Annotated in this window: 8 protein-coding genes; 5 read left to right on the top strand and 3 right to left on the bottom strand. The window is 75.7% G+C overall.

The features are described 5' to 3' along the window. Positions 1 to 740 precede the first annotated feature (740 nt). From ACFY07_RS07960 to glgB, 4 genes are all read left to right on the top strand, one after another. Positions 741 to 2,753 (top strand): maltotransferase domain-containing protein, encoded by a 2,013-nt coding sequence (locus ACFY07_RS07960; RefSeq protein ID WP_390867922.1) that lies wholly within the window; start codon positions 741 to 743, stop codon positions 2,751 to 2,753. Then, positions 2,750 to 4,453, top strand: a complete 1,704-nt coding sequence (gene treS, locus ACFY07_RS07955) for a maltose alpha-D-glucosyltransferase (protein ID WP_230650803.1) — start codon at positions 2,750 to 2,752, stop codon at positions 4,451 to 4,453. The genes ACFY07_RS07960 and treS overlap by 4 nt, the downstream gene beginning before the upstream one ends. A gap of 230 nt (positions 4,454 to 4,683) precedes the next feature. Continuing rightward, entirely contained in the window at positions 4,684 to 6,255 is a 1,572-nt protein-coding gene (locus tag ACFY07_RS07950) for a maltokinase (protein WP_230650798.1), read from the top strand. Between the two features lie 136 nt (positions 6,256 to 6,391). Continuing rightward, the gene (gene glgB, locus ACFY07_RS07945) at positions 6,392 to 8,761 is read left to right on the top strand and encodes a 1,4-alpha-glucan branching protein GlgB (protein ID WP_390867868.1); all 2,370 of its coding nucleotides are present in this window, start codon (positions 6,392 to 6,394) and stop codon (positions 8,759 to 8,761) included. A gap of 195 nt (positions 8,762 to 8,956) precedes the next feature. Here glgB and ACFY07_RS07940 read toward each other — a convergent pair whose 3' ends face one another. The 3 genes from ACFY07_RS07940 to ACFY07_RS07930 all read right to left on the bottom strand — a co-directional run bounded on the left by ACFY07_RS07940 (position 8,957) and on the right by ACFY07_RS07930 (position 12,867). Beyond that, positions 8,957 to 9,634: a LuxR C-terminal-related transcriptional regulator gene (locus ACFY07_RS07940; RefSeq protein ID WP_390867867.1), complete on the bottom strand. Its 678-nt coding sequence runs from the start codon at positions 9,632 to 9,634 to the stop codon at positions 8,957 to 8,959. Between the two features lie 192 nt (positions 9,635 to 9,826). Next, a complete protein-coding gene (locus ACFY07_RS07935; RefSeq protein WP_390867865.1) occupies positions 9,827 to 11,347 on the bottom strand; it encodes a sensor histidine kinase in 1,521 nt (506 codons plus the stop codon). 740 nt (positions 11,348 to 12,087) lie between these two features. After that, on the bottom strand, positions 12,088 to 12,867 hold the full coding sequence (locus ACFY07_RS07930; RefSeq protein ID WP_390867864.1) for a signal peptidase I: 780 nt from the start codon (positions 12,865 to 12,867) through the stop codon (positions 12,088 to 12,090). Positions 12,868 to 13,168: 301 nt separating this feature from the next. Here ACFY07_RS07930 and ACFY07_RS07925 point away from each other — a divergent pair, with 301 nt between their 5' ends. Beyond that, entirely contained in the window at positions 13,169 to 13,834 is a 666-nt protein-coding gene (locus ACFY07_RS07925) for a TasA family protein (protein ID WP_390867863.1), read from the top strand. Positions 13,835 to 14,252: the final 418 nt, after the last annotated feature.

Below are 14,252 nucleotides of genomic sequence, written 5' to 3'. Positions count from 1 at the left end.
GCTGTCGGGGCGCTCCCGACCGGAGCGTGCGCCGGAGTGCGTCCGGCCCCCGCCGGGGGCGCGCGGCCGGGGGCCCGGCCGCCGACAGGTTGCCGGACGGAGAGGCGGGGGAAGGCTCTCCGGGACCGCAACCGCATCCGGTCCTTCGTCCCGAAACCAGTCCTCCCGGTACTCCTCCCGGCCCCACCGCCCCGTTCCGGACGCGGTGGGCCCCGCGGTGGGAGCTGCCGCCGATCGCGGGCAGGAGCTTCGCCATGCACGACGAGAAGCGGACACCGTCCGTCCCCACGACCCCGCCGGAGACCTCCGGCCGCACCACCGGACGGGTTCCGCAGGCCGACCAGACCCCCGCGGTGCCGGCGCAGCAGGCGCCTCCGTCCGGGGGGACGGTTCCGGCCCTGAAGGCCGCGGAGACGGCGGGCGCCCCGGTGGGCGCCGCCGGGACGCGGAAGACGGCGACGGCGACGGCTGCGGAGAAGACACCGGTGGCGAAGAAGACGGCTGCGAAGAAGACCCCCTCCGAGAAGACCCCTGCAGGGGAGGCCCCCGCGGGGAGGGCCGCCGCGAAGAAGGCGGCGGTGAGGAAGACGGCCGAGAAGGCCCCGGCGAAGAAGGCCCCGGCGAAGCGGTCCGCGGCGAAGAAGGCCCCCGCCCGGCGCCCCGCCGCCGCCCCGGCGGTGGCACAGGCCGCCGCCCCGGCGGGCGGCACCGCGGACGGCGGCACAGCGGACGGCGGCACCATCGTGGGGCGCATCCCCGTCCTGGACGTGCGGCCGCTGGTCGACTGCGGCCGCCGCCCCGCCAAGGCGGTGGCGGGCGAGACCTTCCCCGTGACGGCCACGGTGTTCCGCGAGGGACACGACGCGGTCAACGCGAACGTGGTGCTGCGCGGCCCCGACGGCCAGGCCGGGCCCTGGACGCCCATGCGCGAGCTCGCCCCCGGCACCGACCGGTGGGGCGCCGACGTGACGCCCACCGGCGAGGGCCTGTGGACGTACGCGGTGGAGGCGTGGAGCGACCCGGTGGAGACCTGGCGGCACCACGCCAAGGTGAAGATCCCCGTGGGGATGGACACCGAGCTGGTGCTGGAGGAGGGCGCCCTGCTGCTGGAGCGGGCCGCCGCGGGCGTGCCCGAGGACGACGGCCGGGCCGCGGTGCTCGCCGCCGTCACCGCGCTGCGCGACTCCGGGCTGCCCCCGATGACCCGGCTGGCCGCGGCGGTCTCCGCCGAGGTCGCCGCCGTCCTGGTCCGCCACCCGCTGCGGGAGCTGGTGACCTCCTCGCGGCCGCTGCCGCTGCAGGTGGACCGCCCGCGGGCGCTGTTCGGCTCCTGGTACGAGTTCTTCCCGCGCTCCGAGGGCGCGGTCGTCGACCCGGCCGGGCTGGAGCCGCCGCGCAGCGGCACGCTGCGCACCGCCGCGGAGCGGCTGCCGGCCGTCGCGGAGATGGGCTTCGACGTCGTGTACCTGCCGCCGATCCACCCGATCGGACGGGCGTTCCGCAAGGGCCCCAACAACACGCTGACCGCGGGCCCCCACGACGTGGGCTCGCCGTGGGCGATCGGCTCGCCCGAGGGCGGCCACGACGCGGTCCACCCGGACCTGGGCACGATCGAGGACTTCGACGCCTTCACCGCCCGCGCCCGGGAGCTGGGCATGGAGGTGGCGCTGGACTTCGCGCTCCAGTGCTCGCCGGACCACCCGTGGGTGGAGAAGCACCCGGAGTGGTTCCGGCACCGCGCCGACGGCTCCATCGCCTACGCGGAGAACCCCCCGAAGAAGTACCAGGACATCTACCCGATCGACTTCGACCGGGACTTCGACGGCCTGGTCCGCGAGACGCTGCGGGTGCTGCGCTTCTGGATGGACCACGGGGTGCGGATCTTCCGCGTGGACAACCCGCACACCAAGCCGGTGCTCTTCTGGGAGCGGGTGCTGGCCGACATCGCCCGCACCGACCCGGACGTGCTCTTCCTCGCCGAGGCGTTCACCCGCCCCGCGATGATGCACACCCTGGGCAAGATCGGCTTCCACCAGTCGTACACCTACTTCACCTGGCGCAACGGCAAGCAGGAGCTGACGGAGTACCTGACCGAGCTGAGCGGGGAGGCGGCCTCCTACATGCGGCCGAACTTCTTCGTGAACACCCCGGACATCCTGCACGCCGTGCTGCAGCACGGCGGCCCGGCGGCCTTCGCGCTGCGGGCGGTGCTGGGCGCCGCCCTCTCGCCCTCCTGGGGGGTGTACGCGGGCTACGAGCTGTACGAGGGGACCGCCGTGCGGCCGGGGTCGGAGGAGTACCTGGACTCGGAGAAGTACCAGCTGCGGCCGCGCGACTGGGCCGCCGCCGAGGCCGAGGGCCGCACCCTGGCCCCGCTGATCACCGCGCTCAACCGGCTGCGCCGGCGCCACCCGGCGCTGCGCGAGCTGCGCAACATCCGCTTCCACCACGCGGACAACGACTCCGTGCTGGCCTTCTCCAAGCGCACGACGGGCGCCGGGGTCGGCGGCGCCGGGGCCCCGTCCGACCACGACGACGCCGTGCTGGTGGTGGTCAACCTCGACCCCCACCACGCGCAGGAGGCGACCGTCTCCCTGGACCTGCCCGCACTCGGGCTGGAGTGGCACGACCACCTGACGGTGCGCGACGAGCTCACCGGTGCCACGTATCGCTGGGGTCAGCACAACTACGTCCGGCTCGACCCGTCCCAGCAGCCGGCGCACATCCTCACGGTTCGGAGGACCGCAGAGTGATCGTCAACGAGCCCGTTCCCGACACGTTCGAGGACACCCCCCAGAAGGACCGCGACCCGGACTGGTTCAAGCGGGCGGTGTTCTACGAAGTCCTCGTCCGCTCCTTCCAGGACAGCAACGGAGACGGCGTCGGGGACCTCAAGGGGCTCACCGCGAAACTGGACTACCTGCAGTGGCTGGGCGTGGACTGCCTCTGGCTGCCGCCGTTCTTCGCCTCGCCGCTGCGCGACGGCGGGTACGACGTCTCGGACTACACCGCGGTGCTGCCCGAGTTCGGCGACCTGGCCGACTTCGTGGAGTTCGTGGACGCCGCCCACCAGCGGGGCATGCGGGTGATCATCGACTTCGTCATGAACCACACGAGCGACCAGCACCCGTGGTTCCAGGAGTCCCGCAAGAACCCGGACGGGCCGTACGGCGACTACTACATGTGGGCCGACGACGACAAGCAGTTCCCGGACGCGCGGATCATCTTCGTCGACACCGAGACGTCGAACTGGACGTACGACCCGGTCCGCAAGCAGTACTTCTGGCACCGCTTCTTCTCCCACCAGCCGGACCTGAACTTCGACTCCCCGGCGGTCCAGGAGGAGATGATCGCGGCCCTGAAGTTCTGGCTGGACCTGGGCATCGACGGCTTCCGGCTGGACGCGGTCCCGTACCTGTACGCCCGCGAGGGCACCAACTGCGAGAACCTGCCCGAGACGCACTCCTTCCTCAGGCGGGTGCGGGCCGAGATCGACGCCGCCTACCCCGACACGGTGCTGCTGGCCGAGGCCAACCAGTGGCCGGAGGACGTCGTCGACTACTTCGGCGACTTCGAGGGCGGCGGCGACGAGTGCCACATGGCGTTCCACTTCCCGGTGATGCCGCGGATCTTCATGGCGGTGCGCCGCGAGTCGCGCTACCCGGTCTCGGAGATCCTGGCCAAGACGCCGAAGATCCCCGCGGGCTGCCAGTGGGGCATCTTCCTGCGCAACCACGACGAGCTGACCCTGGAGATGGTCACCGACGAGGAGCGCGACTACATGTACGCGGAGTACGCGAAGGACCCGCGGATGCGGGCCAACGTGGGCATCCGCCGCCGGCTCGCGCCGCTGCTGGACAACGACCGCAACCAGATCGAGCTCTTCACCGCGCTGCTGATGTCGCTCCCCGGCTCGCCCGTCCTCTACTACGGCGACGAGATCGGCATGGGCGACAACATCTGGCTGGGCGACCGCGACGGGGTGCGCACCCCGATGCAGTGGACACCCGATCGAAACGCCGGTTTCTCGTCCTGCGACCCGGGCAGGCTCAACCTGCCGACCATCATGGATCCGGTCTACGGCTTCCAGGTGACCAACGTCGAGGCGCAGATGAGCAACACCAGCTCGCTGCTCCACTGGACCCGCCGGATGATCGAGATCCGCAAGCTCAACCCGGCCTTCGGGCTGGGCAGCTACGCCGAGCTGCCGTCCAGCAACCCGGCGGTGCTGGCCTTCGTGCGCGAGTACGGGGACGACCTGGTCATGTGCGTGAACAACTTCTCCAGGTTCGCGCAGCCGACCGAGCTCGACCTCCGCGAGTACGCGGGCCGGCACCCCGTGGAGCTGATCGGCGGCGTGCGCTTCCCGGCGATCGGCGAGCTGCCGTACCTGCTGACCCTGGCGGGGCACGGGTTCTACTGGTTCCGACTGCGCCGGCCCGACGCACTCTGACCCGGCGGACCCCGGACCGCGGGGCCTCCCGGCGCGGCGACGGGCCGTGCCGGGGGGCCCACCGCACCACCGTACGGAGACACACCAGGAACCCACCACACCCGCCCAAGGCGTGACATGCGGTCCCGGACCGCGTGCCGGAGCCGCCGCGCCGCCGAAATCCGGAAGACTGGCAAATCCGGCTAACCCACCCGAGCCGGGCATACCGTCTCATCCGGGGAAAGGGAGCCATGTCGGACACCTCCCGGTCTCGAGCCACCGTCAACAGCGGACCGCGCAGCGGCCCCGCGGCCCGTCCAGGCACCCGTGCCGGAACCGACGCCCTGGTCGAAGCAGCACTGCCGCTGCTGCAGTCCTGGCTGCCCGGTCAGCGCTGGTTCGCCGGCAAGGGGCGGCCGGTCACCGGGATCACACCGATCGGCGCCACCCTCCTGCTGGAGGGCGACCCCGCCCTCGTCCACCTGCTGCTGCGGGTCGAACAGCGCACGGGCGGCGACGACCAGTCCACCGCGGACGTCTACCAGCTGCTGCTGGCCGCCGGCGCCGAACTGCCGGGGCGGCTCGGCGGCGCCGTCATCGGCCGCCTCTCCGGCGGCCCCTACGACGGCACCGTCGTCTACGACGGGGCCCACGACACCGACCTCACCCGCTGGCTGCTCACCCGGTTCGCCGAGCCGGGCGACGTGGGCCCGCTGGCGTTCCGGCGGCTGCCCGGCGCGCAGATCCCGGCCGGGCTCGTCGGCCGGGCCGTCACCGCCGAGCAGAGCAACACCTCGCTGGTCTACGGCAACGCCCTGATCCTCAAGCTCTTCCGGCGGGTCAGCCCCGGCGTCAACCCCGACCTGGAGCTGTCGCTGGCCCTCGCCCGGGCCGGGTCCACCCGCATCCCCCGCCCGGCCGCCTGGTTCGAGACGCGGCTGGCGGGCAGCGGCGACTCCGACCCGGCCACCCTGGGCCTGCTCCAGCAGTTCCTGGCGGGCGCCCGCGACGGCTGGGAGCTGGCCCTGGAGCACGTGCAGCGGCTGTGCACCGAGCCGGAGTGGTCCAGCGGCCGCGACGGGCGGCCCGCCGACCACGTCAGCGGCAACTTCTCCGCCGAGGCGTTCCTCCTGGGCCGCGCCACCGCCGAGGTCCACCTGGCCCTCGCCCGCACCCTGCCCGTCGGCGTCCTCGACCGGGCGCAGACCGACCAGCTGGCCGCCGCCATGGCCCGGCGGCTGGACGCGGCCACCGTGGCCGTGCCCGACCTGCTGCCCTACCGGCCCGCCCTCCAGGACGCCTTCCGGGCCCTGGCCGACCCGGGCCGCGACGGGCGCCCGCTGCGCATCCAGCGCATCCACGGCGACCTGCACCTCGGCCAGTCCATGCGGACCGCCGACGGCTGGGTGCTGCTGGACTTCGAGGGCGAGCCCGCCAAGACCCTCGCCGAGCGGCGCCGGCTGCGGCCCGCCGTGCAGGACGTGGCGGCGATGCTGCGCTCCTTCGACTACGCGGCCGCCCACCTGCTCGCCGAGCAGCCCGCGACCGTCCCCGACCCGCGCGGCGGCGGCCGACAGTCCGCCGACCGCGACCACCTGGCGCGGCTGGCCACCGCCTGGGCGGTCCGCAACCGGGCGGCCTTCTGCGCCGGGTACGCGGCGGGCGGCGGCGAGGACCCGCGCACCGACCCGGCGCTGATGCGGGCCTTCGAGATCGACAAGGCCGTGTACGAGGTCGTGTACGAGGCCCGGCACCGGCCCGACTGGCTGCCCATCCCGATGTCCGCCGTCCGCCGCCTCGCTGCGGGCGCCGCCCCGGCGTGACGGCCGCGGGCCGGTTCCCGGAGCCGGCCCGCCCGCAGACCCGACCCCCCACGCCCGACCGGCGGGCCGCCCCGGCGGCCCGCGCCCGCGCGACCCGAACCCCCGCGACACCGACCCGCCCGAGGAGGCATCGGCCGTGACCGCGTCCGACCCGACCCGCCCGACTTCGCAGCTCCAGCGGCAGCAGCCGTCCGTGGTGGCGCCCCGACCCGATACGGAGTCCGCTCCCACCGGGGACGCGCCCGCCGGGCCGTCCGCCGCCGGCGGCGGACGGGAGTCGGAGCCGATCCGGCTGCCGGAGGCGCCGCTCTCCCCCGGCGAGATCGACCGGCTGGTCTCCGGCGCCCACCACGACCCGCACGGCGTCCTCGGGGCGCACCCGGTGCAGGGCGGAGTGGCGGTCCGGGCGCTGCGGCCCATGGCCGAGCGGGTCGTGGTGGAGACGACCATCGGCCGCGCGGAACTGGTCCACCAGCGGGACGGCCTGTTCACCGGCATGCTGCCGGTGGACCTCGTCCCGGACTACCGGCTGCGGGTGACCTACGGCGGCACCGAGCATGTCCAGGAGGACGGCTACCGCTTCCTGCCCAGCCTCGGCGAGATCGACCTGCACCTCATCCGCGAGGGCCGGCACGAGCAGCTGTGGGAGGCCCTCGGCTCGCACGTCCGCAGCTACGAGAGCGCGTTCGGCACCGTCACCGGCACGACCTTCGCCGTGTGGGCGCCCAACGCGGTGGGCGTGCGGCTCGTCGGCGACTTCAACGGGTGGAACGGCTGCTGCCACCCCATGCGCTCGCTGGGCGCCTCCGGCGTGTGGGAGCTCTTCGTGCCCGGCATGGGCGAGGGCACCCGGTACAAGTACGAGATCCGCACCCGCGACGGCCGGCTGATCCAGAAGGCGGACCCGCTGGCGCAGTCCGCCGAGTGCCCGCCGGGCACCGCGTCGGTCGTGCACACCTCGCGGTACACGTGGGGCGACGGGGAGTGGATGGCCGCCCGGGAGGCCGGGCAGCACCACCGGGAGCCCATGTCGGTCTACGAGGTGCACCTGCCGTCCTGGCGGCCGGGGCTCTCCTACCGGGAGCTCGCCGAGGCGCTGCCGGAGTACGTGAAGGAGCTGGGCTTCACCCACGTGGAGTTCCTGCCGGTGATGGAGCACCCCTTCGGCGGCTCGTGGGGCTACCAGGTCTCCTACTACTACGCGCCGACCGCCCGGATGGGCGGGCCCGACGACTTCAGGTTCCTGGTGGACGCCCTGCACCGGGCGGGCATCGGCGTGATCGTCGACTGGGTGCCGGCGCACTTCCCCAAGGACGACTTCGCGCTGGCCCGCTACGACGGCGAGCCGCTGTACGAGCCCGCCGACCCGCTGCGGGCCGAGCACCCCGACTGGGGGACCCTGGAGTTCGACTACGGCCGCACCGAGGTCCGCAACTTCCTGGTGGCCAACGCCGTCTTCTGGTGCCAGGAATACCACGTGGACGGGCTGCGGGTGGACGCGGTGGCCTCCATGCTCTACCTCGACTACTCGCGCGAGCACGGGCAGTGGACCCCCAACCAGTACGGGGGCAGGGAGAACCTGGACGCCGTCGCCTTCCTCCAGGAGATGAACGCGACCGTCTACCGGCGCTGCCCCGGCGCGGTCACCATCGCCGAGGAGTCCACCGCCTGGGACGGCGTCACCCGGCCCACCCACGCCGTCGGCCCGGGCGGCACCGGCGGCCTCGGCTTCGGCCTGAAGTGGAACATGGGCTGGATGCACGACTCCCTGGAGTACATGTCCAAGGACCCGGTGCACCGCAGGTACCACCACAACGAGATGACCTTCTCGATGGTGTACGCCTACTCGGAGAACTACATCCTGCCGATCTCGCACGACGAGGTGGTGCACGGCAAGGGCTCGCTCGTCTCCAAGATGCCCGGCGACTGGTGGCAGCAGCGGGCCAACCTGCGGGCCTACCTCGCCTTCATGTGGGCGCACCCGGGCAAGCAGCTGCTCTTCATGGGGCAGGAGTTCGCGCAGGGCTCCGAGTTCGACCACGACGCCGGGCCGCAGTGGTGGGTGCTGGACGAGAAGTGGCCGGCCGCCGAGGACCACAGGGGCGTGCAGCGGCTGGTGGCCGCCCTCAACCGGGTCTACCGGGACACCCCGGCCCTGTGGGAGCGGGACACCGACCCGGCGGGCTTCTCCTGGCTGGACGGCGGCGCGGCCGAGGACAACGTCTTCTCCTTCGTCCGCCACGACACCGCCGGGAACCCGCTGGTGATGGTCAGCAACCTCTCCCCCGTCGTCCGGCGGGGCTACCGGGTGGGGCTGCCGCACGCCCCCGCCGGATCGCACGGGCTGTGGACCGAGGTGCTCAACACCGACGCGGCCGTCTACGGCGGCAGCGGGGTCGGCAACCCGGACCCGGTCAAGGCCGAGGCCGACAGCCGGCACGGGCGCGACGTCAGCGCCGAGCTGGTCCTGCCGCCGCTGGCGACGATCTGGCTCCGGCCCGCCTGAGCCGCCTGCGCCGCCTGCGCCGGGACCGGTCCGCCCGGTCCCGGCGCGGGGAGCCGTCCGGCCCGCCGTCCGTCCGATGGCGGGCCGGACGTGCGCCGGGGGTGTGCCGGGCGGACACCGGGGGTGCGCCGGGCGGGCTCCTGGCGGCCGGGACGCACCGGCGGCCCGGCCGGCACGGGTCAGGACCGGGACGGGTCAGGACCGGGACGGGGGGAACAGCTCGCGGCCCAGGGCGGCCGCCTCCAGCTGGGAGTTGACCTCCAGTTTGACGAGGATCGACCGGATCTGGCTGCGCACGGTGGAGAGCGCGACCCAGGACTCCTCGGCGATGGCCCTGGCCCGGCGGCCCTCCGCGAGGGCGCGCAGCACCGCCGCCTCGCGCGGGGTCAGGCGCTCCAGCAGGCGGGACCGGTCGGCGCCCCCCGCCGCGGGCCGGTCGGCGACGGTGCGGCGGTGCAGGTCGACCAGCTCGGCGCGCTCGGCGGGGGCGAGCACCGGGAAGCCCGCCGCGGCGTCGAGCGCGGTGCGGACCAGGTCCTCGAAGGGGGCGGACTTGGCGACCCAGCCCACCGCGCCGCGGCAGACCGCGGCGGCGATCCGGGCGCGGTCGGTGGTGCCGGTGACCACCAGCACCGTCCAGCCCGCCGCGCAGAGCGGGGCCACCAGCTCGACGCCGTCCAGTTCGGTGCCGTCGTCGCCGCGCCCGAGGTCGAGGTCGAGGAGGGCGAGCCCCGGGGGCAGCCCGGCCGCCTCGTCGAGCAGGGCGGCGAGGGTGCGGCCGACGGCGGTGCAGGCGTCCAGCCCGTGTCCGCGCAGGGCGAGGACCAGGGTGGTGCCGACGAGTCGGTGGTCGTCGATGACGAGTACGGTCACGGTCTTCCCCGGAGAGGGCGGAGGGGCGGTTCGTCGTGCGGGAGGAGGGGCCGGCACGGGCGGGACCGGGCCGCGGGGCGGGCGGCGCCCGGACCGGTGGCCCCGGGGCCGGGTCCGTGGGGGCGGACCCGGCGGGTGGATCCGGCGGGTGGCGGTCCGGCGGCGGGGCGGATCCGTCCGGCCGGGGGGAGGTCAGGCGGCGGACACCCGGGCGCCCGGCTCCCCGGCGGCGGGCAGTTCCACCACCGCCGTGCAGCCGGGCCGCAGCGGGTCGCGGGGCAGGAGGCGGACCGCGCCGCCGTGCTCCGCGAGCAGCCGGGAGCTGACGTACAGGCCGAGCCCGCTGCCGCCCGCACCGGTGTCCCGCACCCCGCGCCGCATCACCCGCCGCTCGGCGCCCGGGGCCAGCCCCGGCCCGTCGTCGGACACCTCCACCAGGACCGCGCCGCCCTCCCTCCGGGCCGCCACCCGCACCCGGGCGCCGGGGGCGTGGCGCTCGCAGTTCGCCAGGAGGTTGCTGGCCACCTGGGCGAGGACGGAGGCGGGAACGGTGGTCCGCAGCCCCGGCTCGGCCGCCAGCTCGACGTCGGCGCCCACCATGCGGCGCAGCACCACCAGCCGGCGCAGCACCGGCTCCACCTCGTGGCCGTCCGGGTCGTCGGACGGGCGGCTGCCGTCACGGGCCAGCAGCTCCCGGAGGCGCTCCAGCTCGGCCTGGACGGCGGCTCCCAGCTCGGCCTGCTCGCCGGGGCCCAGCCGGGCGCCCGCGGCCCGCAGCAGGTAGGCGGCGCCGGACAGGCCGGCCAGGGCGTTGCGCATCTCGTGGTCGCGCTCGGCGGCCTGCCGGGCCCGGCGGTCGGAGGCACGCAGGCGCCCCTCGACCCGGTCGGCCTGGTGGAGGAAGTCGGCGGTCAGCGCGGCCAGCACGACGAGCAGGCCCAGCAGCCGGAGCGCGGCCGAGACCAGGTCCGGCGCCCAGACCGGGTGGCCCGCCAGCACCCTTCCCAGCTGGGCGGCCGCGGCCACGGAGAGTCCGAGGCCGAGCCGGGTGCGCAGCCGGTCGCCGCGGCGGAGCCCGGTGCCGAGGTGCGCCAGCGAGACGGCGAGCCAGGCCGCCGCCAGCGCCAGGGCGGGCGGCCGGTCGCCGGACGAGGACTGCAGCGGCGGCAGGAGGGAGGGTCCGAGCAGGCCGCCGGCCGCGGTCGCGGCCACTGCGGCCAGGACTCCGCGCAGGCCCCGGGTCCAGCGGGGCGGGTGGGTGCGGAGCGCGGCGGCCAGCAGCAGGACGAAGCAGACCGAGGCGGTGAAGCGGATGGCGGCCAGCCAGCGCAGCGCCTCGTCGGACCCGGTGTCGACCACCGAGGCGGGCATCAGGACGAGGCTGTGCAGGAGCAGCGCCGCCGCGACGACCGGGTGCGGCCGCCCGCCCCCGCCGGCCAGCCGCGGGGTCAGCGCGGCGACGCCGACCGCGGCCGCGCCGGTGCCGGCGGCGGCGAGGACGAGCAGGAGGTGGGTCTGCCGCAGCGGGAGGAGGCGGTCGGCGGGACCGGCGGCGAGCAGCAGGGCGGCGGCCGTGGCGGCGGCCACCGCCGCGGTGTCGCCGGCCGCGCCCCAGCGGGCCGGTCCGCGGCGCAGGACGGCCCGGAGCCGGGGCCGGGGCCGCCGCGGGGCGCGGTGGATCCGGCGGGCGGAGGTCTGGTGTCCTGCTGTCATACGCATCCCCCAGCTGCCGACGCGGTCCCCGGCCCGGCCCGGACGCGCAGGTGGCAGGCAGGAGCGCGGCCCGCAGGCGGGCAGATCGACGCGGTGCAACCGTTCGGCACCGCAGCGTGACGGATCGTAGTCCAGGCCGCTGACAGACGGCGCCGAACCGGCGTATTCCCCCCTCCGACCGGAACTCCCGCTATCGTCCGCGCCCCCCGGTGCCTCCCTGCGCACCGGACCGGCCGGCGCCGTCCGCGGCACCGCCAGCCGGGGCAGCACCGCCCGGGGCAGCACCGCCCGGGGCAGGGCCGCCCGGGGGCACGGCCCGGTGCCTGCCGGTGCCCCCGCTCCCGCCGGTTGTCCGTGCGCCTCCCGTCCGCCCGGTGCCGGCCTGTCCGGTCTCCGCCGGTCCGGCGGCGTCCGGGTGCGCGCCTTGCGGGGCGGGGCTGTTCCGGGCGGCGGGGCCGGGGGCCGGGGACCGCTCCGGGGAGCCGGCCGCACCGGGAGCGGCGGCCGCAGGCACGGCCGCCTCGGAGCGGGGGGTTTCGGCGTGGGGGGTCTCGGGGTCGGGGGCCGTGTCGACGCGGACGGTGCCGGAGTCCGCGGTGTCGGTGAGCCAGGCGCCGGTGGTTCCCCAGAGCGGTGTGGAAGCGGCGGTCCCAGCCGCGCCGAAGAGGACCGCGGCGGCGAGGCGGCGCAGCAGCGGGCTCGGTGCGGCGGGGGCGGGCCGCCTGCGGTGGCGCCCGCGGTCAGGCACCGCCGTCCCACTCCACCGTGCCGTGCCCGCGCCTGCGGCCGGGGCCGGGGCCGGGGCCCGAGCCCCCCTCCTGCGGCGCCCCGGCGCCCCCCTCCGCCGGGCGGAGCGCCCAGGCGAGCGTCCGCGCCCCCCAGACGCCGAGGGCGAGGCCGCCGACTACGAGTGCGCCGGCCCCGGAGAGCAGCCGCTGCCGCCAGAGGCCGATCTGCGGCAGGTGGAACCAGACCCGGCCCCGGACGTCGGACGCGTCACGGCGGCCGGGGTCGTCGACGCGGTTGGCGTCGCCCTTCGTGGTGAACGACAGCCCGACGCGGCTGCTGTGGACGGCCACCACCCGGTGGGTGACCAGCTGCTCCCCGCCGGACGGGGAGCGGCCGGAGCGGAAGGTGACCACGTCGCCGCGTCTGATCGACCCGGGCTGCACCGGGCGGTCCACCACCACGGACCCGGGCGGGATCGCCGGGTCCATGCTCCCGGTGAGGACGGTCAGCACCGAGCCGTGCACGGCCAGCGGGAGCACGGTCAGCGCCAGGGCCAGGGCGACGGCTCCCGCCGCGGCGAGCAGGACCAGGACCCGGGCCGCGACGCGCAGGGCGCCCCCGGGGCCCCGCGGCGCCCGGCCCCGGCCGCGCGGCGAGCCGGTGGTGCGGGAGGGGGCGCCGCGGCCCCGCCCGCGACGGCCCCGGCGCCCCCCGGAGGCCCTGCCCGGCACCGAGGGGCCGGCCGCGGGACGGCGGTGCGATCCCCTCGCCCGGGGAGCCGTGGTCGCCACAGTTGATCTCCCGCCCGTGCCTTCCCCTTCCGCGCGGCCCGTGGTCGGCCGGCGGCGTGTGCGTCGCGACCGGGGGCCCTGACACCAGTCGCCCTTCCGATCCTTCCGCGGGAGCGGGTCCAGCGCATCGTCAAAAGTGGGGATAGGCGCTTACTGCGCTTTGGTGATGTGGCGGGGGCGGCCCCCCGGCAGTCTTGTCGTCAGATGCCGCACCGGCAGGGAGGTGCGGGCGGAACGCACGTGGCGTGCAGCGGCGGACCACCGCGCGGACGTGGACGGACATGAGGACGGTCGGGACGGGATGAGCGTGTTCAGGAGCAGCAGGAAGGTCGCCGCGCTCGCCGGATCGGTATCCCTGGCCGCCGCCGCCGTGGCCGTCACCGGAGGGACCTACGCGTGGTTCACCGACACCCAGAACACCGGCTCCACCACCGTCCAGACCGGCACACTCACCCTCGGGTCCGCGTCCACCACCTCGGCGCCGTCGGCGACGGACCTCGTCCCGGGCAGTCCGCTGCCGACGCTCAGCGCGGTGTTCAGCGGCGGCGGCTCGCTGAGCGGCAAGGTGCGCCTCGCCCTGCACCGGGACGGCGTCGGGTCCGGCGAGGAGGCGGTCCGGGACGCCGACCTCAAGTACTTCCACCTGCACGTCGCCATCGAGCGGCGCAGCAGCACGGGCCGCGACCTCGGCGACAAGGAGTTCGACATCGACCTCGACGACGCGTTCGCCCACAGCCTGGGGCCCAACGCCCCGCAGTCGGGTGACGTGCCGTACACGCGGACCGACGGCGACTACGCCGGGTTCGCGGAGTACTTCAGGCTCGATCCGGGGGACCAGCAGCGGGTGACGGTCACCGGGCGCATCGACGAGCAGGCCGGCAACAGCATCCAGGGCAAGTCCCTGGCCTACAGCCTGACGGCCACGCTGATCCAGCTCCAGGCACCCGACGCGACGGTGGCCGGGTAGCGGGGCGGAGGCAGCAGCAGACCTGGTGCAGGGTCCGGCCGTACGGCCGGGGGGCCGCGGGCGGTTGGGGAACCGTCCGGCGGACGCCGGACCCGGTACCGAGGATCCCGCGCACGGCAGGGGAGGCCGCGCGAGGGAAGGAGTCCCGCCGGGGGGATCCGGGGGGAGAGGGACTCCGAGGGGGGAGACTCGCCGAGGGGGAACCGAGGGGGCGAGACGTGGGCGGCCGCCCGGAGGAGACTCCGGGCGGTCGTCGGCGTTGCGGCGGGACGCCGGTACGCCGGGACGCCGGGATGCCAGGACGGGTGCGACGCGGACGGGGGGAGCGCGGGGTGGGTGCCGACGGGGGCGGTGCGGCGCCGCCCGGCACGAGCCGGCGGTCAGGGGTGTGGTCCGGCAGGGGCGGTCGGAGGGGCGG

The sequence above is a fragment of the Streptomyces sp. NPDC001380 genome (genome assembly GCF_042895785.1).
GTDB lineage: Bacteria > Actinomycetota > Actinomycetes > Streptomycetales > Streptomycetaceae > Peterkaempfera.
This window is presented reverse-complemented; position numbering and strand designations above follow the sequence as displayed.